The 24,308-nt window shown below is 61.0% G+C and carries 17 protein-coding genes and 1 pseudogene; 3 read left to right on the top strand and 15 right to left on the bottom strand.

Features of this window, described 5'->3' with window-relative positions; all coding sequences use genetic code 11:
* Positions 1 to 73: 73 nt before the first annotated feature.
* Complete coding sequence (locus ACZ9IU_RS23915; RefSeq protein ID WP_040125585.1) at positions 74 to 1,450, top strand: LLM class flavin-dependent oxidoreductase; 1,377 nt, start codon at positions 74 to 76, stop codon at positions 1,448 to 1,450.
* A gap of 99 nt (positions 1,451 to 1,549) precedes the next feature.
* Here ACZ9IU_RS23915 and ACZ9IU_RS23910 read toward each other — a convergent pair whose 3' ends face one another.
* From ACZ9IU_RS23910 to ACZ9IU_RS23870, 9 genes and pseudogenes are all read right to left on the bottom strand, one after another.
* Positions 1,550 to 3,109 (bottom strand): putative bifunctional diguanylate cyclase/phosphodiesterase, encoded by a 1,560-nt coding sequence (locus tag ACZ9IU_RS23910; RefSeq protein ID WP_040125586.1) that lies wholly within the window; start codon positions 3,107 to 3,109, stop codon positions 1,550 to 1,552.
* A 188-nt stretch (positions 3,110 to 3,297) separates the two neighbouring features.
* On the bottom strand, positions 3,298 to 4,170 hold the full coding sequence (locus ACZ9IU_RS23905) for an ATP-binding protein (protein WP_309500811.1): 873 nt from the start codon (positions 4,168 to 4,170) through the stop codon (positions 3,298 to 3,300).
* Positions 4,171 to 4,272: 102 nt separating this feature from the next.
* Positions 4,273 to 4,356 (bottom strand): annotated as a pseudogene (locus ACZ9IU_RS23900) (hypothetical protein); the annotation flags it as partial.
* Positions 4,357 to 4,972: 616 nt separating this feature from the next.
* Positions 4,973 to 6,493: an ATPase domain-containing protein gene (locus ACZ9IU_RS23895; protein ID WP_051900666.1), complete on the bottom strand. Its 1,521-nt coding sequence runs from the start codon at positions 6,491 to 6,493 to the stop codon at positions 4,973 to 4,975.
* A gap of 121 nt (positions 6,494 to 6,614) precedes the next feature.
* Entirely contained in the window at positions 6,615 to 7,679 is a 1,065-nt protein-coding gene (locus ACZ9IU_RS23890) for a DUF2218 domain-containing protein (RefSeq protein ID WP_040125588.1), read from the bottom strand.
* Positions 7,676 to 8,503: an ABC transporter ATP-binding protein gene (locus tag ACZ9IU_RS23885; RefSeq protein ID WP_040125589.1), complete on the bottom strand. Its 828-nt coding sequence runs from the start codon at positions 8,501 to 8,503 to the stop codon at positions 7,676 to 7,678. Before ACZ9IU_RS23885 ends, ACZ9IU_RS23890 begins: the two co-directional genes overlap by 4 nt.
* Positions 8,500 to 9,534 carry a FecCD family ABC transporter permease gene (locus tag ACZ9IU_RS23880; RefSeq protein ID WP_040125590.1) on the bottom strand — a complete coding sequence of 345 codons (1,035 nt, stop codon included), beginning with the start codon at positions 9,532 to 9,534 and terminating at the stop codon, positions 8,500 to 8,502. Before ACZ9IU_RS23880 ends, ACZ9IU_RS23885 begins: the two co-directional genes overlap by 4 nt.
* Positions 9,535 to 9,536: 2 nt before the next feature.
* Entirely contained in the window at positions 9,537 to 10,580 is a 1,044-nt protein-coding gene (locus tag ACZ9IU_RS23875; RefSeq protein ID WP_040125591.1) for a FecCD family ABC transporter permease, read from the bottom strand.
* Complete coding sequence (locus ACZ9IU_RS23870) at positions 10,577 to 11,557, bottom strand: ABC transporter substrate-binding protein (protein WP_437179081.1); 981 nt, start codon at positions 11,555 to 11,557, stop codon at positions 10,577 to 10,579. Before ACZ9IU_RS23870 ends, ACZ9IU_RS23875 begins: the two co-directional genes overlap by 4 nt.
* A 293-nt stretch (positions 11,558 to 11,850) precedes the next feature.
* Between ACZ9IU_RS23870 and ACZ9IU_RS23865 the strand changes: the two genes are divergently transcribed.
* Entirely contained in the window at positions 11,851 to 13,983 is a 2,133-nt protein-coding gene (locus ACZ9IU_RS23865) for a TonB-dependent siderophore receptor (protein WP_040125593.1), read from the top strand.
* A gap of 76 nt (positions 13,984 to 14,059) precedes the next feature.
* On the opposite strand, the gene ACZ9IU_RS23860 is transcribed toward ACZ9IU_RS23865, so the two are convergent.
* The 6 genes from ACZ9IU_RS23860 to ACZ9IU_RS23835 form a co-directional block, all read right to left on the bottom strand.
* Positions 14,060 to 15,430 (bottom strand): alpha-glucosidase/alpha-galactosidase, encoded by a 1,371-nt coding sequence (locus tag ACZ9IU_RS23860; protein WP_040125594.1) that lies wholly within the window; start codon positions 15,428 to 15,430, stop codon positions 14,060 to 14,062.
* Positions 15,431 to 15,455: 25 nt separating this feature from the next.
* Positions 15,456 to 17,123 (bottom strand): ABC transporter ATP-binding protein, encoded by a 1,668-nt coding sequence (locus ACZ9IU_RS23855; protein ID WP_040125930.1) that lies wholly within the window; start codon positions 17,121 to 17,123, stop codon positions 15,456 to 15,458.
* Between the two features lie 10 nt (positions 17,124 to 17,133).
* Complete coding sequence (locus tag ACZ9IU_RS23850) at positions 17,134 to 18,282, bottom strand: ABC transporter permease (protein WP_040125595.1); 1,149 nt, start codon at positions 18,280 to 18,282, stop codon at positions 17,134 to 17,136.
* A 1-nt stretch (position 18,283) separates the two neighbouring features.
* Positions 18,284 to 19,291, bottom strand: coding sequence for an ABC transporter permease (locus ACZ9IU_RS23845; RefSeq protein ID WP_040125596.1), 1,008 nt, complete (start codon positions 19,289 to 19,291; stop codon positions 18,284 to 18,286).
* A gap of 113 nt (positions 19,292 to 19,404) precedes the next feature.
* Complete coding sequence (locus tag ACZ9IU_RS23840; protein ID WP_040125597.1) at positions 19,405 to 21,492, bottom strand: ABC transporter substrate-binding protein; 2,088 nt, start codon at positions 21,490 to 21,492, stop codon at positions 19,405 to 19,407.
* A 121-nt stretch (positions 21,493 to 21,613) separates the two neighbouring features.
* A complete protein-coding gene (locus ACZ9IU_RS23835) occupies positions 21,614 to 23,080 on the bottom strand; it encodes an alpha-glucosidase/alpha-galactosidase (RefSeq protein WP_040125598.1) in 1,467 nt (488 codons plus the stop codon).
* Between the two features lie 201 nt (positions 23,081 to 23,281).
* Here ACZ9IU_RS23835 and ACZ9IU_RS23830 point away from each other — a divergent pair, with 201 nt between their 5' ends.
* Positions 23,282 to 24,190 (top strand): AraC family transcriptional regulator, encoded by a 909-nt coding sequence (locus ACZ9IU_RS23830; RefSeq protein WP_040125599.1) that lies wholly within the window; start codon positions 23,282 to 23,284, stop codon positions 24,188 to 24,190.
* Positions 24,191 to 24,308: the final 118 nt, after the last annotated feature.

The following is a 24,308-nucleotide window of genomic DNA, read 5'->3' as shown; positions in this document are numbered from 1 at the left end:
AATCCAACGGAAGTTGTCATCATGACCAGCAAGGGTCAGCTCAATCTCAACGCCTCGAACGGAGGACACGTCAATGAGTAAACAGAAGAGACAGATGCGGCTAGGGGCCTTCATCATGGCGACGGGCCATCATGTGGCAGCCTGGCGCCATCCGGCTTCGCAGGCCGACGCGGGACTGAATATCGATCACTACCGCGAACTGGCGCAGACGGCGGAACGGGGCAAGTTCGATCTGGTCTTCGTGGCCGACAGCCCGGCCGGCTGGGAGCGCGCCAAGGACCCGGAGGCGCTTCGCCGTTCCTCGCAGGGTGCCCATTTCGAACCGGTGACCCTGTGGGCCGCGCTGTCGCAGACCACGAGCCATATCGGCTTCGTCGCCACGGCATCCACCACCTATGAGGACCCCTACCTTCTGGCGCGCAAATTCGCCTCGCTCGACTATATCTCCAAGGGCCGGGCGGCCTGGAATGTGGTGACGACAGGCGCGGATGTTTCCAAAAACTTCTCCATCCCCGGTCATCCCGCCCATGCCTACCGCTACGCGCGCGCCGAGGAATTCGTCGATCTGGTGAAAGGGCTGTGGGACAGCTACGAGGACGACGCCTTCATCCGCGACAAGGAAAGCGGCGTCTATCTCGACCCGGACAAGGTGCATCTCGTCGACCACAAGGGTCAGTTCTTCTCTGTCACCGGTCCGCTCAATGTCGGCCGTCCGGTGCAGGGTTATCCGGTGATTGTCCAGGCCGGCGCATCGGAACCCGGCCGCGAGCTGGCCGCCAGAACCGCCGAGATGATCTTCACTGCCAACCAGACGCTCGAGGACGCCCAGGAATTTTATTCCGACGTCAAGGGGCGGCTTGCCCGTTATGGACGCAGCCAGGACGACTTGTTGATCAGCCCCGGCATATTCCCCGTTCTCGGTGGCACCGAAAGGCAAGCACAGGAGAACTACGACTATATCCAGTCGCTCGTTCACCCCTCGATCGCCTGGAACATCCTTGCCCGCCACTACAAGGGCGTCGACCTCTCCGGTTATTCGCTGGACGATCCCGCTCCGCCCCTGCCGCAGGATACGGAACTCAACAAAAGCCGCCTCAAGCTGGTCACCGATCTGGTATCGCGCAACAATCTGACGCTGCGCCAGTTCTATCTGGCGGTTGCGACCGCTCGCGGCCATCGAACGGTGATCGGCACGCCGGAACAGATTGCCGACGCGATGCAGGAATGGTTCGAGAATGGCGCTGCCGACGCTTTCAATATCATGCCACCGATCCTGCCCGCCGGATTGACGGACTTCGTCGACCAGGTCGTGCCGATCCTGCGCAAGCGCGGCCTTTTCCGACATGAATATGAAGGAACGACCCTGCGGGAGAACCTCGGCCTCAAGCGCCCGCAGAACGGCTTCGTGCTTCGCTCACAGCTTGAGCCGGAGGCACGGGCAGCCGTATAGCTCCCGCGCCACATTAAATCCCCTGGCCCTGAAGATGGCGACACCGCCGATACTTCTCGGCCAGGACCTTCCGCTCGCCTCTTCTCGGACAGGCTTCGCTCAGGCGCTCAATGCCTGCCTACGGTTGTTGACGAAGCCGGCTACTTCCGATTGAGGCATTGCCTTGCCGAAGATATAGCCCTGCCCTATATCGCAGCCCTGGCCAAGGAAGTAGGCGAGCTGGGCGTTCTCCTCGATCCCTTCGACCGTGGTCTTGAGGTTGAGACTGCGGCTTAAGCCAAGCACGGCGTCGATGATTTTGGCGTTCTTGTCGTTGTGGGTAAAACTTGAGACAAAGCTCTTGTCGATCTTGATCTTGTCGAACTTGAAGCGCGCCAACTGCGCCAGGCTTGAATATCCGGTTCCGAAATCATCCAGCGCCACCTGGATGCCGGCGGCATGGAATTGCTCGATCGTCGCGGCGGCAAGGTCCGGGTCGTCGATCAGAGCATTTTCGGTAATCTCGATTTCCAGCCTGGACGCCTGTAGGCCGGTCTGCTGCAGGATGTGGAGAACACGGCTTGCGAGCAGCCTGTCTTCCATCTGGACCGGCGACACGTTGAAGGAGAGCGACAATGTTCCCGGCCAAAGCTGCGCATCGCGGCAGGCTTTCGACAGAAGCTGCTCGAAGAGCGTGGTAATGAGGCCGGTCTCTTCGGCCACGGCAATGAAGTGTTGCGGTGAGACGAATACGCCGTCCTTGTTCCACCGGGCAAGCGCTTCGAAACCGCAGAGTTCACCTGTCCTGAGATTGATCAGCGGCTGGTAGAAGGGTTCGATCTTGCCCTCGTCGATGGCCCGGCGAAGGTCGCCTTCGAGTTTGGCGCGCTCAGAGACCTTTTCCTGCATTTCAGGCTGGAACAGGGAATATTGATTGTGACCTCGGCTCTTCGCCTCGTATAGCGCGACGTCCGACCGATGGCAGACTTCCTCGAGCGAGCTACCGTGGTCCGGCAGGCGCGCATAACCGACGCTGGCACCGACTTGCGTCAACAGAGTGCCGATGCGGACCGGTCGGGAAACCGAGTGGATGAGCAGCTGCGCGAAGAGCTCCTCCTTTTCCGGCAAGAGATTACGAGCCACGGCGACGAACTCGTCGCCGCCGAAGCGGAAGACGCATTCGTATTCAGCCAATGCGCAGATGCGCCGTGACACTTCCTTCAGCAGGACGTCGCCGCCCTGATGGCCGAGAAGGTCATTGACCTTCTTGAAGCCGTCGAGATCGATCGAAAACACCGTTGCGGTCTGCCGCCCGTTATCCTCGTCCGTTTCCTGCTGCCTTTCATCGGGGTGCGAAAGGACGAACCTGTCGAAGGCATAGCGGTTGGGAAGTTTCGTCAGATGATCGTGCGTGGCGATATGGTCAGCCTCATTGAAGGCCTTCCGGCGATTCATCATTTCACTGCGCATATCGAGAATGCGCAGCACCGAATAGGCGAAGCTCGCAAGCCCTGCAACGATGAGTACGATAATGATGAGATGGGCTTTTCCCGCACTGATCGACTGAACCAGCTCCAGCAGCAGGTCGTCATAAGCTATACAGCCGATGAGCAAAACCATCGCGACTGCCGTCACTTGCGCCAGCTGCCTGCCGGCTTTGCTTTCCAGAAAATCCTTCATCTACCCCTCCAACTCCGTGATCCTAGGAGAAATAATTAAAGGATTTGTTATTCCCGGTTGTGCTTCCTTCTAGTTTAGCCAGAAGAATGATAGATTCGGCGCCGGCAAAAGTATGTCGCCGGACGCACCTCGCTCGGCCGAACGAAAAACTCCCCTCGCATTGTTTGTCAATCCACGGTCTGGCGGCATCAGTTGATGTCGTTCTTGAATATTGCTCCTTTAAGAGCCTCTGACAGTTCGGCAAGCTGGTAAGGTTTTCGCAGGATCTTGATGCCTTGCGCGTCTGCCGCCTGTTTGGCGACCTCGGAATATCCACTCGTCAACAGGATCGGCAGGTCCGTGCGGCGGGCGCGAATTTCCTTTGCCAACTCCACGCCGTTCATTCCTCCAGGCATCATGATATCGGAAAATACCAGGTCCACCCGCCGCCCGTTCGCAAGCGCGCCGAGAGCAGCGGCAGCCGTCGCGGCACGGACGACCTGAAATCCAAGATCATCCAGCATTTCACTGACAAGAGCCGCGACTTCGTCGTCGTCTTCAACCAGCAGGATGCTGCCCGCCGAAGCCGGGCGTCGCCGCGCGACGTGCAGATCGACCAGATTGTGCTGATCCGGTCCAGGCTGGTTCGAAGAACGCGGCAACAAGAGGATTATTTTCGTTCCCCGGCCGATTTCGCTTTCGATCTTTATCTTCCCGCCCGACTGCTGGACGAAACCGTGCACCTGCGCAAGGCCAAGGCCGGATCCCTTGCCAATGTCCTTGGTGGTAAAGAACGGCTCGAACACGCGCGCCTGCACCTCTCGGGTCATTCCGGAGCCGTTGTCGCTGACGGAAAGGCAGACGAAGTCCTTGGCGGGGCCGGCTTGATCCGAGACAGGAACGTTTTCCGCGCGGATTTCTATCGTGCCCCCTTTGGGCATCGCGTCGCGGGCGTTGACTGCAAGATTGAGAACAACAAGTTCCAGCTCGCTTGCGTCAACCTCGACGGGCCACAGATCAGGTGAGAACTCGAGGGTGACATGGACATCGCCCCTCAGACTGCGGTCGAGCAGTTCGCGCATCCCCCCGATCTGGCGGGCGAGATCGACTGTCTGCGGCCGGAGTTCCTGCCGGCGGGAAAAAGCCAGAAGCTGCCGTGTCAGGCCCGATCCGCGTTCGGCGGCTTGGCGCATGCCGTCCATCAAGCGTTTTCGCCTGGCCGGGTCCGTCTGGCGGTCGAGCATTTCCAGTCCTCCGGAAATCACCATCAGCAGATTGTTGAAATCGTGAGCGACGCCCCCAGTCAATTGGCCGATCGCTTCGATCTTCTGGGCTTGCCGAAGCTTCTCCTCCACATGCGCCCGCACCGTCATCTGGTCGCGCAGGGCCTCGTTTGCTGCTTTGAGTTCCTGGGTGCGCACGATGACCTGCTTCTCCAGTTCCTGGGCGGCCTGCTCGCGCTCTTCCAGCAGCGTACGCAGTTCCAACTGTCGGGCTCGCGCGCGAAGCGCCGATTGGATCGTGCTGACAAGGGTCAGAGCCTGGATCGGGCGCTCCAGAAGGGACACGTTGCGCAAGGAATCGATCAGTTTCTGCCGCCATGCCTCGATGCCGGTCTGCTCCTGGCGGCTGGTCAGCAGGATAAAAGGAAGATCCGACCATGGCGGCTGGTCGGCAACCCATTTGAAAAGCAAACTCGCATCTTTTCCGAACAGGGCCTCTTCGGCAATAAATGCGGCTGCAGCGCCGGTCTGCAGTGCTCCCGTGAGGTTTTGAAGATCGTTACAGGCCTTTGCCGCGATGCCGCTTCGATTGAGCAAGCCGACTGAGGCGGCCGCATCTCTGCCGACCGGAGCAAAGACAATAACGGGTTCTGGTTGGTCTTCACCTGGCGCCATCATTTCCGTCTGCTGAACTCGTTACAGGAGCGGCTGAAAAATACGGCGAGCCGGCTAGCACGCCGGTGAACTCGAGCGTCGGCGGCCCGAGTTTGATGCCATTGTCGGACAGCCTGAACTCGCGCACGCTGTGCTCGTGCCTGCCGCTTCGCTTTTTCACGACGGATATCGCTCGGCGCACGGTGCCCTGCACTTCGAAATACCGCAGCATGATGACGGAATCGCTGAGATAGCTCAGGTCGAGCGGAGCCTCGAGCGGGCCCACGAGCCCATGCTGTGCGAGGACAAGGATGGTCAGTACGCCACGCTGGCCAAGGTAGGTCAGCAGTTCGTGCATCTGCAGGACCAGAAAACGCTCGTCCGGCATCGCATTCATGTAGCCATTCAAACTGTCGATGACGACGACGCGCGCGCCGTCGACCTCCACGCTTTTCTGGACGTTGGCGGTAAACTCCCCTGGAGATAGTTCCGCAGGATCGATCTGCTGCAACCGGATCAACCCGCTGTCCAGATGGGTTTGAAGATCGAAACCCAAGTTCCTGGCCCGCGCCTGCAGCGTTCCACGCCCCTCATCGAAGGCATAAATGACGGCATGTTCGCCGCGGTTTGCCGCCGCCAAGGCATAGGTCAGGGCAAGTGACGACTTTCCTACCCCGGCGGCCCCCAGGAACAGGACGTTGGTACCTCGCTCGAGCCCGCCGCCCAGCATGTCGTCGATTTCCTTGTTCCCGCTGGAGGTGAACTCGTCGTCGAAAGCCTGATGATGCTCCGCAGCGATGAGGCGCGGAAAAATGTGGAGACCACCCTTCTCGATCGTGAAATCATGGTAGCCGCCGCGAAACTTGATGCCACGCATCTTGACGACCCGCATGCGGCGCCGTTCTGCGCCGAAGTCGATCGCCAACTGCTCCAGCAGCACGACCCCGTGGGAAATCGAATGGAGTTGCAGGTCGTTCTGTTGAGACGACAGATCGTCAAGAAGGATGACGGTGCACTGCCGGCTGGCGAAGAAGTGCTTCAGCGCCAGGACCTGGCGCCGATAACGCAGCGGACTGTGAGCGAGGAGGCGCAATTCGGAAAGGCTGTCGATGACCACGCGCCTCGGGTTGAGTTCGGAGACGCGATCGAGAATGAGCTTCGTCGTCTCGTTGAGCTCCATTTCCGCCGGATGGAAGACCGTCAGCTCGCGGTCGGGGTCGAGCGTGGTCTCCGGAGGGACGAGTTCGAAGACCTCGATACCCTTGAGCGACCAGCCGTGACGGGAGGCGACAAGCTGCAGCTCGCGTTCCGTCTCGGAAAGGGTGATGTAAAGCACCTGCTCTCCCTGGCGGACACCTTCGAGCAGAAATTGCAGGGCGATCGTGGTCTTGCCCGTGCCAGGCCGGCCCTCGTAGAGATAAAGCCGGTTTTCATCGAGGCCCCCGTCGAGGATGGTATCGAGACCGGGCACGCCGCTCGAGATACGCGGAGGGTCGACAAACTCCGCCTCTTCGAACCGTTCTGTCATGTTCAACCTTTGCAGTGGAAACCCTTGAACAAGATCATATAGATTGCGGCGGACAAGCCTCAAGAGGGGCCGCCGAGGTATGCCGGACGGCTTTCGAAAGGCTCGCCCGCCCCACAAAGCATCAGGCGGAATGTTGTTCCCAGTACCAGGCCACATACATCATCTTTTTGTCGTGCCGGCGGCTTTTCAGGAGGGCGCGGATGGAACGGACGTCCTCTTTTTCGCAGGCGACCCAGACGAAGGTCTCGTCATCGACGGAGGCGATCGCCTTCTTGGCTTCCTCTGCAAGAATGCCTTTGGCTCCAGCCGGATAACTCCGCCGATGCAGCCAGCGGACTTCCAATGAACCCGCCGACGGAAGCGGCTGTTCCTCCGCTTCATCCCGCACTTCGATGATGGCCTGCATCCGGGTGCCCGGCGTCACCTCGGCCGCAATTCGGGCGATGGCGGGAAGAGCACTTTCGTCGCCGACCAGAAGAATGGACTGTGCCGCCGGAAGGCTTCCTCCTCCCGGCCCGAGCAGCGCTACTTTTTCTCCGGGCTGCACGTCGCGGGCGAATTCGGCTCCAGGTGTCGCCACATGGGAGGACGGATGTTGCAGGAAGTCGATCCACAATTCCCGGCGTTCGATATCGACGGCGCGGATCGTGTAAATGCGAACCAGAAGTTCGTCTTCTCCCTCGGGCCAGGCGACACGGCCGTCTTGGCGGATCCCCGGCCACACCGGCGGCCTGCCCTTCGGGGGAACCAGAAGGCGGACGTGCATGTCGCCACCGACGAACGGCGCTATATCGGCGCAAGCAAACTTCACCCGCCGCATGTGAGGGGTGACATCCTCCGCCGAGACGACCGTCACCTCGTGGATATTCGGCAGCACCGCGAGGGACGAATGCTCGGACCACGTCAATTCAAGAGAATCCTCTCCTGCAAAATAGAACAGGTGCTCTGCAATCATCGTCTGATTCAGCTGCAACGCCGCTTGCGACTCGCATGCCAGTTCGATCAGGAGCTTGCTGTCTGCCAGCCGAATGCTCGTCGTGCTGTTCTTGCTCTTCAGCAGAGCGTGGTCCTTGCTCCGCTGCACGTCGGCATGCTCGATGAAGTGCTCGCAGATTTCGTCGAGCATGCGTTCGGCATCCTTTGGCAGTGCGACGCCGGACAATTTGAGCGGATGAACTGCATTCATGACCGGTTCTCCTTTAGATCCTGCCCCTCCGCCATCCGATGGCGGCCGATCGGCAGCATGATCGGCCGGCCCGATGTGGGGTCGGTAATGACGCGGCTCTCAAGCCCGAAGACCTGCCGCACGTTCTTTTCCGTCAATACGTCCTCGGGCCTGCCGGCGACATGCACCCGCCCCTCGGCGATCGCGACGAGGTAATCCGCATAACGCGCCGCGAGATTGAGATCGTGCAGGACCATCACGATGGTGGTTCCCCGTGTCTGGTTGAGATCGGTCAGCAGATCGAGAACTTCGACCTGGTGATTGATGTCGAGAAAGGTCGTCGGTTCGTCGAGCAGCAGAACCTCCGTCTGCTGCGCCAGCGCCATGGCGATCCAGACGCGCTGGCGCTGCCCACCTGAAAGCTCGTCCACCGGCCGCTCGGCAAGCTCGACGGTTCTGGTCACCGTCAGCGCACTCTCGACGGCTTCGTCGTCCTTGCGCGTCCAGCGTGAAAGCAGGCCTTGATGCGGATGCCGCCCGCGGCTGACGAGATCGACGACGGTAATGCCCTCCGGCGCGATCGGCGACTGGGGAAGTAGCCCCAGTGTCCGGGCCAGCTCCCGGGATGGGATACGATGGATCGATTTGCCGTCCAGCAACACATGCCCCTGGCTGGGCGAGATGAGCCGGGACATGGTGCGCAAGAGCGTGGACTTGCCGCAGGCATTGGCGCCGACGACAGCGGTAATCTTGCCGGACGGCACCGTAAGATCCAGCGCGTGCAAAATTTCGGCATCGTTATAACCGGCCGAAAGCCGGCTCGCGGTCAGAGAATGAACAGTCATAGCGAGCCTCCCATCCGGTTGGCGCGCACGATCTGATAGATCAGATAGGGCGCGCCGAGTGCTCCGGTCACCACACCCACCGGATAACGGCTTGGCAGAAGGAATTGACCGACATAGTCCCCGCCCAGGACGAGTATCGCCCCGATCAATGCCGCCGGTATCAGCAACGATCCGTTACGTCCGATGACCCGGGCGGCGATCGGTCCGGACAGGAAGGCGACAAAGGCGATCGGCCCCGCCACCGCCGTCGCGGATGCGATCATCCCGACCGCCGCAACCATGACCAGCATTCGGGTCCTTGCCACCTTGACCCCCAAGGCCGCAGCCATGTCGTCGCCCAGGCGAAGTGCCTCCAGGTCGCGCCCCCGGCTGAGCAGAAGTCCGCCAAATGTGACCAGCACTAGGAGAAGCGGAAGCGCCTGGCCGAGCTGCGCGCCGTTGACGCTGCCGGTCAGCCAGCGCATGGCCTCCTGCAGGTTCCAGGCGGGAGCGCTGGAGAGGATATAGGCGACGACGCTTTCCAGCATGGCCGAGACGCCGATCCCGACGAGAATGAGCCGGGTCCCCGCAACCCCGTTGCGGAATGACAATGCGTAGATCAGCAGCGCCACGGCAAGGCCGGCGCCAACCGCCAGGACCGAAACGATCGGCCCGCTCAATGACAGGACAACGATGGCAAACACGGCCACAGCACTTGCGCCCGAAGTGATGCCAATGATGTCCGGGCTGGCCAGCGGATTGCGCAGCATGAGCTGGAACGTGACGCCGCCGAGCCCAAAGGCCAGTCCGGCGAGAACGGAAAGGACCGAGCGCGGCAGCCGCAGCTTGCCGACCGTAAAGGCAGCACCTGCGACATCCTCCCCGAGCAGGACGCGCATGACGTCACCGGGCGGCGTGAAGGACTGGCCGAGCGACAGGGTCACCGCAAAAAGAATGACGAGGACAGCCAATAAAATGGTTGTCACGAGAACATGCCGGCGCGTGCGCCGGCGGCGATTTTCAACGATGAGACCAATAGTTGGGGAAAGCACTGTCACAGTTCTCGAACCCGCTGCCGCCTGACGATCCAGATGAAGAACGGAGCCCCGACGAGGGCCGTGATAATTCCAACGTCGATTTCGGCAGGTCTGGTGGCGATACGCCCGACGACATCCGCCGCCAGCAGCAGGCAAGCGCCGCCAAGCGCGGAAAACGGCAGCAACCACCGATGATCGATCCCGACCAGCAGACGGCAGGCATGCGGTACGACCAGTCCCAGAAAGCCGATTGGCCCGCAGACTGCCGTTGTTGCCCCACACAGGAGAATGGCACCAAGCGAGGCGACAGCGCGGGCCACGGCGACGTGTTCCCCGAGCCCTGCCGCGACATCATCGCCCAAAGCCAGTGAATTCAGCTTTCGCGCCGACAGAAGGCTAACCACGAAACCGGCGGCAAGAAACGGCAGGACCGGAACAATGCGCTCGAAGGTCGCGCCGCCCACGCCGCCGATCTGCCAGGAGCGGATGCCGCCCGCGATATCGGCGCGCGGCAACACCACGGCAATCACCATGGAGGAGAAGGCAACCGACGTTGCGGCTCCGGCCAGCGCCAGCTTCAACGGCGTCGCCCCGCCGCGCCCGAGCGATCCTATCGTGTAGACGAAAACCGCCGAACACCCGGCTCCGAGGATCGCAGCCCAGATATAACCCTGCGCGGAGGACATATCGAACAAGACCACGCCGGTCACGACGGCCAGCGATGCCCCCATATTGACGCCGAGAATGCCCGGATCGGCGAGAGGATTGCGGGTGACGCCCTGCATGATTGCCCCGGCAAGCCCGAGCGCGGCTCCAGCAAGTACGGCAAGCACGGTCCTCGGGATACGCACGCTCACTGCTGCCTGCCCGATGCTGTCGATCCGCCCCGCGAGTGCCGCGACGATATCGCTCCAGGCCACCTCACGGGTGCCGACCGTGACGGAGAGCGCACAGAGAGCGGAAAGGGTGAGGACCAATCCGGCTAGCCAGAGACCGCGGGTCCGGTTCGAACGTCGAGAGACGAGCGACCGAGAGAACGATCGTATGCTGCCGACCGTCATTTGGGTTTTCTGGCCGCGTCCGACAGCAGATCCACATAGTCCTTCAAGACCCATGAGATCGAAAGCGGTGTCGGATTTGCCGCGGTGCCGATCGGGTTGCGGCCGAGCATGACGAGAGCGCCCTTGTCCACAGCCGGCATTCTGGACATCAAGGGGTTCGCCGCCAGCGCATCGAGCAGTTTCCGGTTTCCATAGGTGACGACGATATCGACGTCGTCGAAGACGTCGATGCGCTCGGCGCTGACAGAGCCTGCGAATTTCCCCGACTTCGAAGCCTCGACGACGCTTCCGGGGGACTTCAGACCAAGATCCGCGAAGAACCTCACCCGGGTATCGTTCGTCGTATAGAAGTTGACGGTGCTCAGGTCAGTCGCATCGAGATGGGTAATGAACATCGCGGATTTACCCCGGAGCTCAGGATGCCCGCCAACCACTTTGGCGATGTCGGCTTCGATCCTTGCGATCGACGCCTCGCCTTCGGAGGCCATGCCCATGCCAGCGCTGTTCAGGCGGATCATGTCACGCCAGTCGGTCGACCAGGGCGCCTCGGGATAGGCGACGACCGGGGCGATCTGGCTCAGCGTGTCGTAGTCCGATTGGCTCAAGCCGGAATAGGACGCCAGGATCACATCGGGCCTTGTGGCGGCGACCGCCTCGAAATCGATACCGTCCCCTTCATCGAAAAGCACGGGCTTGGCGGCGTGGAGCGCTGCCAGCCTTTCGGCGACCCAGGGCAGCACGCCATCGCCGTCGTCGTCGCCGAAATTGGCCCTGGCGAAGCCGACAGGCACGACACCGAGCGCCAGCGGTACTTCATGGTTCGCCCAGGCGACGGTCGCTACCCGCGCAGGCTTTTGGGGAATGATCGTCGTGCCGAACGCATGCTTGATGGTGACGGGATAGGTTGTTCCTTCGGCAGCCCGGGCGCCTGCCCCGGCGCTGCCGAACGCAACAATCCAGATGGCTATCGCCGCCATTTTCACGGCCGAAAGCAGTAACCGCAGCATCGTCAAACTCCGCAGACCTCAAGTGGACTTTCACTTTCAGGTTAAGAGAGCCACGTCAACCGCCCTCCAGGCCTGCACCGACAAGAGCACTGAGATTCCCGTGGGATCCTACAAAGCTTGAAGAATTTACAATACTGGACAATCATGCTCAAGTTAATAGCGGCCCGGGGGCGTACCGGACCAGGATGTCGTTCGGGATGATTCCCCCAGATCTGGCATCAGTCTCGGCGATCTCTCGCCTAATCAACTTCTGGAACGTGAATATGGACAACGAAAGAACAAGCGCTCGCTCGAGACCGGCCCTTATCCGCTACTGGAATGCGGTCCTTCTGGGTTGCACGGCGCTTGTCGCCTTCACGCCGACCTTAGCGCTTGGCCAGGAAAGCTCGAACGCCGATACGACACTCGCACCGATCGTCATCCAGGGCAGCGGCGCCAGCCTCGATACCGACAACGATTCGAAGTCGATCGTCGCGACGAAGACGACCGGCGTCGGCAAGATGCCGGCGGATATTCTGGAAACGCCCGCGTCCGTCTCCGTCATCACGTCCAAGGAAGTCCGGGAGCGCGGTGCGGACAGCATCGAGCAGGTCGTGCAATATACCGCCGGCGTGGTCACGGACTATTACGGTTCGGACGACCGTTACGACTATTTCAAGATCCGCGGTTTCACGCCCTTTACATATCGCGACGGGCTAGTCATCGGCAGAACCTGGAGCGGGATCCGGGAAGAACCCTTTGCCTTCGAGCGCATCGAGGTACTGAAGGGCGCCAACTCGACGGGCTTCGGGGTTTCCGATCCCGGCGGTTCGGTGAACTATGTCACCAAGCGGCCGAAGAGCGAACGTTTCGGCGAGATTTACGGCACCGGCGGTTCCTTCGGCCACAAGGAGACCGGTTTCGACTTCGGCGACAATATCACCGAGAATGATACCCTCTCATACCGCTTGACCGGCAAGTTGCAGCGGTCGGACGCCGAGTACGACTACTCGCAGGATGACGAAAACTTCATCATGGGTGGCCTGACCTGGCGCCCCACGGCTGCGACGAGCCTCTCATTCGTCTTCGATCATCTCGACAAGGACGGCACACCCAGCAGCGGCGGCCATCCGAGGGGGACGAATCTCGACAGGGATCGCTTCTTCGGCGAGCCGGACTACAACTACGATACGACGAACAGGAACACCTACAGTGTCACGCTCGACCACGATTTCGGGAATGGCCTGACCTTCAACGCCAACGCGCGCTACAGCAAGTCGGATACCGGATTCGGTTATGCCTATATCTACGATGCGCTGGGTGCTAACGATCCCACGGGCATGGTTGACCGAAATTACTTCGGCAGCGACAAGTCATCCGAACAATTCATCGTCGATGCGCATCTGCTCTACGAGACGAATTTTAACGATGTGGAAAGCCGTACGCTGCTCGGCGTCGAGTATAACAAGTTCGAGTCGAAGAATGACAGCTTCTACACCGCTGCTCCGGCCATAAACTGGCAAAATCCGGTCTATTCGGGCGGACCCGGATCGCTGTCGCCGTACGCCAGCGTGGCCAGCGACCAAAAGACCAAGGCGATCTATCTGCAGCAGGATCTGACCTTTTTCGACAAGCTGACGGCGAGCATCGGCCTGCGCAACGATTGGCTTGACCTCAAGGAAACAGACCGGCTTACAGGCACCTCGGCGTCTGGCGACTTTAGCGAATTCACCAAGCGCTTCGGCCTGAGCTATAAGCTCACCGGGGAACTTGCGGCCTATGTCAGCTATGCCGAATCCGTCGCGCCGCCGAGCGCGGGTACCGAGCCTACGCTCGGCACGCAGTATGAAGCCGGCATCAAATATCGCCCGGATGCCTTCCCCGCCCTGTTCACCGCTTCCGTCTACGACCTGACGATGGAGAACATCACGACCTATGAAGCTCCGACGTACCTGCCGGCGACGGTCGACAAGATCCGGCATCGTGGTATCGATCTCGAGGCCAAGGCGGAGGTGACGAGTAATATCAACCTCATCGCATCCTATTCCTATATCGACTCAAAGATCGTCGAGAACGGCGGCTCCTACGATGGCAAGCGCTTCGCCCAGGTTCCGCAGCACCTGGCCTCGATCTGGGGCACTTATACGGTAGAAGGCAACGGAAGCCGCGGCGATATGACGTTCGGGCTCGGGGCTCGTTATACGGGTTCGTATTACTTCGACAACGCAAATAGCCGAAAATCGGACGGTGCCATCGTCTTCGATGCCGCCTTTACCTATAAGATCCAGGAGAACACGACACTCCAGGTGAATGCCAGCAATCTGTTTGACGAGAAGCATATCGCCAACGATGACGGCGGCGCCTATTATTATAATCCCGGTCGCGCAATCTACGCGACGCTGCGCCAGACGTGGTGATCCTCCGGTCCTAGGACAAAAAGTCCCGCGGCAAGGCCGCGAGACTTCTTGAGGCGCTGGACCGGGAGGGAGTTGGTCAGGCAGCCTGAACCTTGCGGCTGGCGCGGGCCCAGGCCGGCAGCCAGTCGCCGTGAGCGGCACGCAGCTCGTCTGTCATCGCCCAGATCTGGTCGAGATCGAGTTCCGCCGCTGTATGCGGGTCCATCATTGCAGCGTGGTAGATGTGCTCGCGGTTCTCGGTCATCAGTGCCTGAACCGTCAACTCCTGGACGTTGATGTTGGTGCGGATCAATGCCGTGAGCTGCGGCGGCAGGTCGCCGATGAAGGTCGGCTGGATGCCCGACGCGTCGACCAGGCAGGGAACCTCGGCTGCGCAATTGTCGGGCAGCGAAGTGATGCAGCCATTGTTGCGCACGTTGCCGTAAATGACGGAGGGTTCGCCGGTCCAGACCGAATTGATGATCGACGAGGCATATTCCTTCGACTGCGCGACCTCGATCTTGTCGGCTGAACGGTAGGCTTCCGCCTGCCCCTTCCAGCGGGCGATCTGCTCGATGCAGCGCTTCGGATATTCGTCGAGAGGGATGCCGAATTTCTCGATCAGGTCCTCGCGGCCCTCCTTAATAAAGTAAGGCGTATACTCGGCGAAATGCTCCGAGCTCTCGGTGACGAAATAGCCAAGGCGGGTCAGCATCTCGTAGCGTACCTTGTTCGGGCAGCGCGGGTTCCAGCCGGGCTTGGGCGCGCGGCCTTCGCGATAGGCACGGACCAGATCCGGATAGAGATCTTTGTAGGAGCCATCCGCCTGGCGATGCTCGAACTTCAGATAGAAGGCCATGTGGTTGATGCCGGCCGAGCGATAGCGGATCTCCTCATAGGGAATGTCGAGGTCATGCGCCAATTCCATTGCCGTGCCCTGCACCGAGTGGCAGAGGCCGACCTGCTTGATCGCGGGGTATTTCTCCGAAATCGCCCAGATGTTGATCGCCATCGGGTTGACATATTGCAGCATGATCGCCTCGGGGCAAACGGCGAGCATGTCCTCGCAGATCTTCCACAGATGCGGCACGGTGCGCAGGCCACGCATGATACCGCCGATGCCGAGCGTGTCGGCGATCGTCTGACGCAGGCCGAACTTCTTGGGGATCTCGAAGTCGGTCACCGTGCAGGGTTCGTAACCGCCGATCTGGAAGGCCACAACGACGAAGTCCGCGCCCGCCAGCGCCTTTCGCTGGTCGGAATAGGTCTCGGCTTTCGCCTTGGCGCCGAGTGTTGAAATCAGCTTGTTGACGACGATTGCGCTTTCTTCGAGACGCTGCGGATTGATGTCCATCAAGGCGAAGGTGGCGCCCGACAGCGCCGGGCGCTGCAGGACGTCGCCGATGATATTCTTCATGAAAACGGTCGAGCCTGCTCCGATAAATGCGATCCTGGGATTTCGTGCCATTATAACCTCCGGCATTCGGCAATCATTATGCTACCTCGAAAGCGGCCTTGACGAGCCGTTCGGTGTAGGCGGTCTTGGGGTGGGATAGAACTTCGTCGACGGGACCCTCTTCGATGATCTTGCCGTGCTGCATGACAATGACCCGGTGGCAGAGGGCACGCACGACCTTCAGATCGTGCGAGATGAAAAGGTAGCTGAGGCCCCGCTCGTCCTGCAGCTTGCGCAAGAGTTCGATGATCTGCGCCTGAACCGAGAGATCAAGAGCCGAGGTCGGTTCGTCGAGCAGGATGAACTCAGGCTCGAGCGCGATGGCGCGGGCAATGGCGATACGCTGCCGCTGGCCGCCCGAAAACTCGTGCGGGAAGCGCGACAGGATGTTGCTCGGCATGCCAGCTGCGATGAGCGCCTCGCGCACGCGGTCGAGCCGTTCGGCCTTCGTCGCGCCGAGCTTGTTGACGACAAGCCCTTCCTCGATGATTTGGCCGATCGTCATGCGCGGATTGAGCGACGAGAACGGATCCTGGAAGACCACCTGCATGCGCGAGCGCAACGGCCGCATTTCGATGCGCGAACGGTCGTGGATCGGCTGCCGGTCGAAATAGATTTCGCCGCTGTCGGTGTCATTCAGCCGCAGAAGCGCCTGTCCGAACGTCGTCTTGCCCGAACCGGACTCGCCGACGATTCCCAGCGTTTCATGGCGGCGAAGCGTCAGATCGAGGCTGTCGACCGCGACAAGCTCCTTCAGCTCCGGCTTGAAGAAGGTGCCATGGCGCAGCATGAAGGAGACGCGCACCCCCTTGGCGTCGAGAATGACGTCAGAGCCCTCCGGCAGCGGATTGGCCTGGCCGCGGGGCTCGGAGGCGAGCAGGTGCTTGGTGTAGGCATGCTGCGGATTGGCGAAGAGCTTTTCGGTGATGTTGTGCTCGCACATCTCGCCATGCTGCATGACATAGACATAATCGGAGAACTGCCGCACGACGGTCAGGTCGTGGGTGATCAGGATCACCGCCATCCGCAATTCCTTCTGCAAGTTGCGGATGAGGTTGAGGATCTGCGCCTGCACGGTGACGTCGAGTGCCGTCGTCGGCTCGTCGGCGATCAGCACGTCCGGATTGTTCGACAGCGCCATGGCGATCATCACGCGCTGACGCTGGCCGCCGGAGAGCTGATGCGGATATTGCCGCAGGCGAGCTTCCGGATCGGGAATCTGCACATGCCTCAGCAGTTCAAGCGCACGGGCCTCGGCCTGTTTCCGGCTCATCCGGCGATGCACGCGAATGGCTTCAATGATCTGGCTGCCGATCGTGTAGATCGGGTTCAGCGAGCTCATCGGCTCCTGGAAGATCATCGAGATACGATCGCCGCGCAGCTTGCGGCGCTCACGTTCGGAGAATTTCAGGATATTGGCGCCGTCATAGGCGACGGTCGATTGCGGCGACACCACGGCGCGTTTCGACAGCAGCCCCATGACGGTGCGCGCGGTTACCGATTTGCCCGATCCGGATTCGCCGACGATGGCGATCGTCTCGCCGCGGTAGAGCTGGAAGGAGATATCCTTCACGGCCTCTACCGTGCCGTGCTCGACCTTGAAGTTCACGGCGACGTTGCGGGCATCGATGATTGGCTGTTCCGTACGGCCGGCATGGTCGAGGCGGATGGGCGGGGCGAAGCTGTTGACGAGTGCGAGAGCCATCTGGACCACCTCAATAAGGATCGACTGCGTCGCGCAGCCCGTCGCCGAGCGCATTGAACGCAAAAACCGTGATGAGCACGAAGCCGACCGGCGCCAGGATCCAGGGATAGGTGCCGATCACGGAATAGTTTGCCGTATCCTGCAGCATCAGTCCCCAGGAGATCAGCGGCGGCTTCACGGCGAAACCGAGGAAGCCGAGGAAGGACTCGAGCAGCACGACGCTCGGGATATGCAGCGTGACGGCGACGATCACGTGGCTCATGACGTTCGGAAAGATGTGCTGGAAGATGATCCGCCGGTCGGTCGCGCCGACGGCCATGGCCGCCCGGACATAATCGATGCGGGCGAGCGCCAGTGTCTTGCCGCGCACCTCGCGCGACATCTGCGCCCAGCCGAGCGCCGACATCACGACGATGACGAAGCCGAGGAAAACGTTGGTCGGCGCCGTCACCGGGATGAGCGAGGTCAGCGCCAGATAGAGCGGCAGCTGCGGAAAGGCGAGGACGACTTCGACGAAGCGCTGCACCCAGGTATCGAACGAACCGCCGAAATAGCCGGATACCATGCCGACCGTGGTGCCGATCACCGTGACGATGAAGACGACGGTGAGCGCGATCGTCAGCGAAATCCGCGAGCCGACGATGGCGCGCGACAGCACATCGCGGCCGAACTTGTCGGTGCCGAGGAAATGCACCGGCTGGCCGGTGGTGGAACCGAAGAAATGGCGGTTCGCCGGGATCAGTCCGAACAGCCGGTACTCGGCGCCTGCCACGAAGAAGCCGAGACGGTTCGGGTTGTCGTAGTCGGGACCGACGACCGGCTGAAATGTCACGGGGTCGAGCTCCGCGGACTCGGTCTGTCCATAGACGCGCGGCTGGAAGACGATGTTGCCGTCCTTGTCGTGAAAGCTCATTATCTGCGGCGGGGCAAAGCCGACATCCGTTGCCTTCGGATCCATCGGCGCAAAGAACTCAGCGACGATCGCCATGATCAGCAGCAATCCGACGAGGATGAGGCCGATCATTCCGGTCCAGGAGCGCCGCAGCCGGCGCCAGACGAGCGCCGTGTAGCTCTCATTGCCGTGCGGCGCGTTCTTGGCCGTCTGTTCGAGGGACATCTGCCCGTGGGGCAATGGCGGGGAGGAGTCGAAGGCGAGCATATCAGGCTCCTCCGTAGGCACGGACGCGCGGGTCGAGCATCGCCAGAAGCATATCGGCGATGATGTTGCCGACAATGAGCGTGGCCGAAAGCACCATCATGAAGGTCGCCGTCACATAGACGTCGCCGACGGCCATCGAACCGACGATCGCCGGCCCGACGGTCGGCAGCGAAAAGATGATCGCCGTCTCGATCTCGCCGGTCAGCATGTAGGGAAGCACGACGCCCTGATACATGACGAGCGGGTGCAGGGCATTGGGCACGGCATGGCGCATGACGACCGCACCGCCCGAAAGCCCCTTGGCCCTTGCCGTCTCGACATACTGGGCGTTCAGCGTATCGAGCAGGTTGCCGCGCATGACGCGCATGTTGTAGGCGAGCCCGCCGAAGGTGGCGATCGCGACGACCGGCCAGACGTGTTTGACAAGGTCGGCGAATTTCGCCCAGGACCACGGCGCGCCGCCATATTGCGGCGAGAAGAAGCTGCCGATTTCAGAAACGTTGAGCTGGAAGACGAGCAGGTAGACGATGATCAGCGCCATCAGGAAGCGCGGCACCGTCATGCCGAGAAATGAGATGCCGGAGAGCAGGCTGTCGATCCAGGAATATTGCCGGGTTGCCGCCCATATGCCGAAGCCGATGCCGAGCACCGACGCAAGGATGTGGCAGACCAGCGCCAGGAGCAGCGTGCGCGGCAGGCGTTCGCCGACGACGTCGGCCACCGGCTTGTTGTAGAACATGCTGTAGCCGAAATCGCCCTGTGTAACGATGCCCTTGATCCAGTTGAAGTACTGGATGGCCATCGGTTGATCGAGGCCGTGGGCGATGCGGTAGGCCCGAGCCTGTTCGTCGGCCTGTGCGAAGGACGCGCCGCTCTGGTTGATCAGCTGCGAGCGGATGTAATCGGCATAGTCACCGGGTGGCGCCTGGATGATCGCGAAGGTCACGATGCTCAGAATGATCAGGACGGGGATTGCGGTCGCTATGCGCACGAGCAGGAATCGTAACATCGGACGGTTCGCTTCTCCTTGCCGCCAGTCGCGCCTGTCGGTGCGGCCGGCTTGTTGATCTTGCCCGGCCGCGCTTCACGCGCGGCCGGAGTCCTCGGTTGGGAGGGGAGCTCTTAGTTGATCGGGCCCTTTTCGCCCGGCTTGCCGGGCAGCCTCTCGGGGAACAGCTCATATTTGCCCTGCTTGTCGGCAGCGACCCACAGGCGCTCACGGATGACGGAGTCCTCGGCCCAGTTGAACATGAAGATCGGTGTTCCTTCCGGCACATTCGAGAAGCGCTTGTTGATGATCAGCGCACCGGGATATTCCGTCAGTCCGATCGTATCGACATTCTCGGTTGCGATCTTCTGGTACTGCTTCATCAGGTCGACGCGCTGGTTGTTGTCCTGACTGGTCTGGAACTTGGCGACGATAGCCACCAGCTTTTCTTCGTAGGGCATCAGGTCGAGTTTGCCGTCTTTTCCGGCGCGGTGGTGCCAGCTCGTGCGCGGACCGACAGGTGCAAGCTGCTCGGTGTTTTGAACCACGGAGGCAAGTTCCGGCATGTTGCGCTGGATCAGCCAGTCGAAACGGCCGCTATAGTGAGCGTCGTCGCGCTTCGGACCATCGAGCGCATTGAGGATGACCTTGATCCCGAGCTTTTCCATCTGGCCGATGACGCCTTCCGCGAGGCTCTTGTCGGTCGCGTAGCCGTTGTTGACCAGAAGGACGATCTCGACGTCCTTGCCGCCGACGGTTCCGGCGGGGAAGTTCACGAAACCGTCGCCGTCGGTATCCTTGAGGCCGGCCTTCGCCAGCAGCGCCTTGGCGCCATTCAGATCGAAGGGGTAATAGACCACCGAGTTGCGGTCGTAGAAGCTGGTGCCCGAGGACAGGCCACCCGGATAGATCGCGGTGAACGGACCTTTGACCAGCGAATCGCCAATCGCCTTGCGGTCGAGGCCCATGGTGATCGCCTTGCGGAAATCCTCGTTGCGGTTCAGCTCGCGAACGGCCTGGCCGCGCGCGTCTGGCTCGCCCCAGCCGTTACCGGACAGGTTCATGCGCATGTTGTAGCCAATCAGGCGCGGGCCGAAGGCAAGACGTGCCGGGGCGGTCTTCTCGGCGGCGCGCTTCAGCGATGCCACGAAATTTTCCGGCTGCTCGAGGTTGGAAATGTCGCCGGATCCGGCAACGGCCTGTACGTCGCGGTCGGCCCAGGTCGACAGCTTGTAATGCAGTTCGTTCAGATAAGGGAGTTGATTGCCCTTCTCGTCGACCTTCCAGTAGTATGGATTGCGGCGCATCACGATGATGTCGTCAGGACGGTATTCGACCGGCACCCAACCGCCCATCACCGGCATGTTCAAAAATTCCGGCGGGAACGCATTCTTGAACTGATCGTAGGTATTTTTCGAATATTTCGGATGCTGCGGCTTCAGGATATGCGACGGGCCCGGGCAGAAGCCCGGATAGGCCATCGTGTAGAGATATTGTTTGGGGAAAGCCTCCTTGAAGGTCCACTCGACGGTATAGTCATCGATCTTCTGAAGTGTTGTCCCCTGGCCGAACGCTTCAGGCGATGCGCCGCCGCCGAGCGGCGAGACATTCGGGTCGATGACCTCGTCTTCCCAGTAAAACATGATGTCGTCGGCATTGAAGGGAACGCCGTCGGACCATTTCGCGCCTTCGACCAGATGCATGGTGAGTTTATGACCGTCCTTGGACCAGTCCCAGCTCTTGGCAAGGTTCGGCAGCGGCTCGGTATCCTTGGCTTCCACCTGGAAGAGCGGCGCGGTGCGCGTCAGGCACTCGGACAGGCCGATATCGATGCCGCCCCAGCCCTGGGTCTGGCCGGCGCCATAGTTCCACCCTTCAGGCCGGCCGCCGATGACATGCCGCAGGGTATCGCCATAGACGCCGGGGCCATCCACCATGTTCTCCGTCTTGAAGACGAGCGGCACCTTGGGCAGGCGGTCCTTAACGGGCGGCAGCTTGCCGCTGTCGACAAAGTTCTTCGTCACCCAATCGGGCTCATGATAGGTGGGCAGCGCCTTGAACTCCTCAATGGAATCCCTGGACACGTATTTGATCTTGCCTTCCGCCGGGAACTGCGCCGGAACGGGCGGAGCAGTGGGCTCGGAGGCATAGGCGCTCAAAGCCGAGACCGAGACGCTCAGCGCCAGTCCGGCAAGACTGCCAAGGTTGCGGAAATTTGTCATCGTTTCTCCCTCTTGTTGCGGAGCACTTTGCAATACCCCGGTTCTCCTCAAACGATCCGGATGCGGGCTTGCGGCAATAGGCTCCCTCCCGGAGCCCCATCGCCGCCCATCCTCCGAAATTTCAGACAGCCTGCTTGAGCGCCGCCTTTTCGGCGCGCAACTCGTCGATCGAGCGGACGTTGCGGCGTGCCGCCCCGGCCCAATCGCGGGTCTTCACCGTCGATTTGGCCAGCCGCTCTTTGGCCGCAGGAATGGCATCGGCATATTGCGGCAACCAACCGGCCTGGGCGACGACCATCTCATCGACCATCTGCCAGACTTCCTCCGGCGTCGAGATGGCGCCGACCAAGGGGTCGTGCAGGACCGCCAGCTTCAGGAGGTCGATATCGCCGCTGATGGCTGCGTGCACCGACATGCGCTGCACGTTGATCGAGGCGATGCAGGTCGCTGCGCAGGCTTCCGGGATCGTGATGCCGGAGACCATATTGATACCGAAGCGGTCGACAAAACCGGGCGACTCGACAATCGCATCGGCCGGCAGGTTGGTGATGATACCGTTGTTTTTGACGTTGAAGTGGCCGCGATAGACGCGGTTGGTTTCAAGCGCTTCGAGAATATGGCTCGCATGCTCGTTCGAGCGCTTGGCTGGATCGATCGGCTTTTCGGCCGAGGCGAGGAACTGCGGGAATTCCGTTTCGAACCAGTTGCGGGTTTCCGTCGAGTGCCTGAGGTAACCGCCGGTCTCGCCATGGATCCAGTCGGACATGTCGATCCACCTGGTGATCTCTTCCGGCCGCTTGCGATACCAGGGCAGGTATTCGGACAGGTGGCCGTTGCTTTCCGTCGAATACACGCCGAAGCGCTTCAGGACGTCGATACGCAGCTTCTCCTGCTGCGAGAAAACCGGATGCGCCTCGAAGGCTGCGACGAGTTCGTCCTTGCCGATCTTTCGGCCGTTGAGGCGCAGATCGACGAACCATGTCTGATGATTGATGCCCGAGCAGATATAGTCGAGTTCGGAGCGCGACTTGGCGCCGAGAACCTCGGCGATCTGTTCTGCCCCATGCTGGACACCATGGCAGAGGCCGACGGTATCGACCTTCCCGTATTCGATCGCAGCCCAGGTGTTCATCGCCATCGGGTTCGCGTAGTTCAGGAATTTCGCGCCCGGTTCGGCGACTTCGCGGATGTCCTTGCAGAAATCGAGGATCACGGGGATGTTGCGCTGGCCGTAGAGAATGCCGCCGGCGCAGATCGTATCCCCGACGCACTGGTCGATACCGTATTTGAGCGGGATGCGGATATCGTCGGCATAAGCTTCCAGGCCGCCGACGCGAACGCAGCTGATGATGTAGCGGGCACCCGTCAGCGCCTCGCGACGGTTGGTGGTTGCCGTCACCCTGGTCGGAAGCCGGTTGGATTCGACGATCTTGTCGAGGATCGCCTTGATCATCTGGAGGTTATGCTCGTTCATGTCGGTGAGCGCGAATTCGATATCCCTGAATTCGGGAACGCACAGGATGTCGGTGAACAGCTTTTTCGTGAAGCCGACGCTGCCTGCGCCAATGATAGCGATTTTGAAGCTCATGATCCTGACCTCGATGCGATGAAAATGCCGGCGTTGGGGATGAGAAGAAGAATAGCCGCCGGACTTGCGCGCAGCGCCAAAAAAGGCCAGAAATCCGGCTTATTCCCCTCCCCGCCGTTCCTCGATGCTGGCGGTGTTCTCTCTCTCGGGGGCAGATTATGCGCAAATTCGGCGGGGCCGCCAGAGAAGGATTATGCTTTCATGGGTAATTCTATGCTGCGGGATTTAATCGAGCGGGGGCCGGTCATGCGGACCGTTTCGTTGCCGCGGGGCCGGCAGACTTTGCACACGATGCCGACCAGCACCGGCTACGAGATCCGCACGGATGCAGCCTATGATTGGGACGGACGCAAGCGCGGCCAGACGCCGTTCACCGTGCTCCAGCACACGATTGGCGGCGCCGGCAACCTCAGGTACGACAACCGGGAGCTGCGAGTGAAGGAAGGCGAAACCCTGTTGGTTCTCGTCCCGCATAACCATCGCTATTGGCTGGAGGATGGCGGCCGATGGGAGTTCTTCTGGATCTCGATGAATGGCGACGAAGCGCTTCGCATTCACCGCTCCGTCCTCGCGGTGACCGGCCCGATCCTCACGCTGCAGCCGCGCACCATCGAGCATCTGGCCGATTGCAGCCTGCGTCTCATCAATGGCGCGGAGACCCCGGGCCGCGCATCGGCCATCGCCTACGAAGCGGCCATGGCGCTCTATGACGACGTCTTCGGTTCACATCCCATCTTCAGCGAAGAATACCGGACGATGCAGCATGTCATCGGCCACATCACGAGCAATCTTGAACATCCGCTGCCGGTCGAGGAGCTAGCCAAGGTCGCGGGCCTCAGCCGAGCGCATTTCTCACGTATCTTCGCCGCCAGCGAAGGCGTTCCGCCGGCCGAATTCGTTCTGCAAAAACGCCTGGAGCGCGCCATCAAGCTTTTGACCAAGACCGACGGCATGCCGGTGAAGGAAGTGGCAATCCGCTCGGGCTTCCGGGACGCAAACTACTTCTCCAAGGTCTTTCGCCGTGCCTACGGCACCAACCCCACCGAATTCCGCACGACCGGCATGTATGCGAGCGTCGGCAGGGGCGCTGACACCATACTGCGGCGGTAACCCTCGGCCCGGCTTTCCGCCTCTTAGGAGAGCTTCATCAATACCAGGCCGGCCGGAGTACCGTCGCTGCGGCGACCATTCGCGCAGAACTCGTAGAGCAAGATGCCGTTGATGGTAA

This window comes from Mesorhizobium sp. USDA 4132 (assembly GCF_056279545.1).
The sequence above is the reverse complement of the archived record's forward strand: the minus strand, read 5'-3'. Positions and strand labels throughout refer to the sequence as shown.

Excerpts from the sequence above, each read along its gene's own strand:
- ACZ9IU_RS23890 (WP_040125588.1), bottom strand. The coding sequence starts at position 7,679 with ATGAATGCAGTTCATCCGCTCAAATTGTCCGGCGTCGCACTGCCAAAG.
- ACZ9IU_RS23885 (WP_040125589.1), bottom strand. The coding sequence starts at position 8,503 with ATGACTGTTCATTCTCTGACCGCGAGCCGGCTTTCGGCCGGTTATAAC.
- ACZ9IU_RS23875 (WP_040125591.1), bottom strand. The coding sequence starts at position 10,580 with ATGACGGTCGGCAGCATACGATCGTTCTCTCGGTCGCTCGTCTCTCGA.
- ACZ9IU_RS23865 (WP_040125593.1), top strand. The coding sequence starts at position 11,851 with ATGGACAACGAAAGAACAAGCGCTCGCTCGAGACCGGCCCTTATCCGC.
- ACZ9IU_RS23910 (WP_040125586.1), bottom strand. The coding sequence starts at position 3,109 with ATGAAGGATTTTCTGGAAAGCAAAGCCGGCAGGCAGCTGGCGCAAGTG.
- ACZ9IU_RS23830 (WP_040125599.1), top strand. The coding sequence starts at position 23,282 with ATGGGTAATTCTATGCTGCGGGATTTAATCGAGCGGGGGCCGGTCATG.
- ACZ9IU_RS23860 (WP_040125594.1), bottom strand. The coding sequence starts at position 15,430 with ATGGCACGAAATCCCAGGATCGCATTTATCGGAGCAGGCTCGACCGTT.
- ACZ9IU_RS23895 (WP_051900666.1), bottom strand. The coding sequence starts at position 6,493 with ATGACAGAACGGTTCGAAGAGGCGGAGTTTGTCGACCCTCCGCGTATC.
- ACZ9IU_RS23850 (WP_040125595.1), bottom strand. The coding sequence starts at position 18,282 with ATGCTCGCCTTCGACTCCTCCCCGCCATTGCCCCACGGGCAGATGTCC.
- ACZ9IU_RS23855 (WP_040125930.1), bottom strand. The coding sequence starts at position 17,123 with ATGGCTCTCGCACTCGTCAACAGCTTCGCCCCGCCCATCCGCCTCGAC.
- ACZ9IU_RS23915 (WP_040125585.1), top strand. The coding sequence starts at position 74 with ATGAGTAAACAGAAGAGACAGATGCGGCTAGGGGCCTTCATCATGGCG.
- ACZ9IU_RS23835 (WP_040125598.1), bottom strand. The coding sequence starts at position 23,080 with ATGAGCTTCAAAATCGCTATCATTGGCGCAGGCAGCGTCGGCTTCACG.
- ACZ9IU_RS23905 (WP_309500811.1), bottom strand. The coding sequence starts at position 4,170 with ATGCGCGAACTGCTCGACCGCAGTCTGAGGGGCGATGTCCATGTCACC.
- ACZ9IU_RS23840 (WP_040125597.1), bottom strand. The coding sequence starts at position 21,492 with ATGACAAATTTCCGCAACCTTGGCAGTCTTGCCGGACTGGCGCTGAGC.
- ACZ9IU_RS23845 (WP_040125596.1), bottom strand. The coding sequence starts at position 19,291 with ATGTTACGATTCCTGCTCGTGCGCATAGCGACCGCAATCCCCGTCCTG.
- ACZ9IU_RS23870 (WP_437179081.1), bottom strand. The coding sequence starts at position 11,557 with ATGGCGGCGATAGCCATCTGGATTGTTGCGTTCGGCAGCGCCGGGGCA.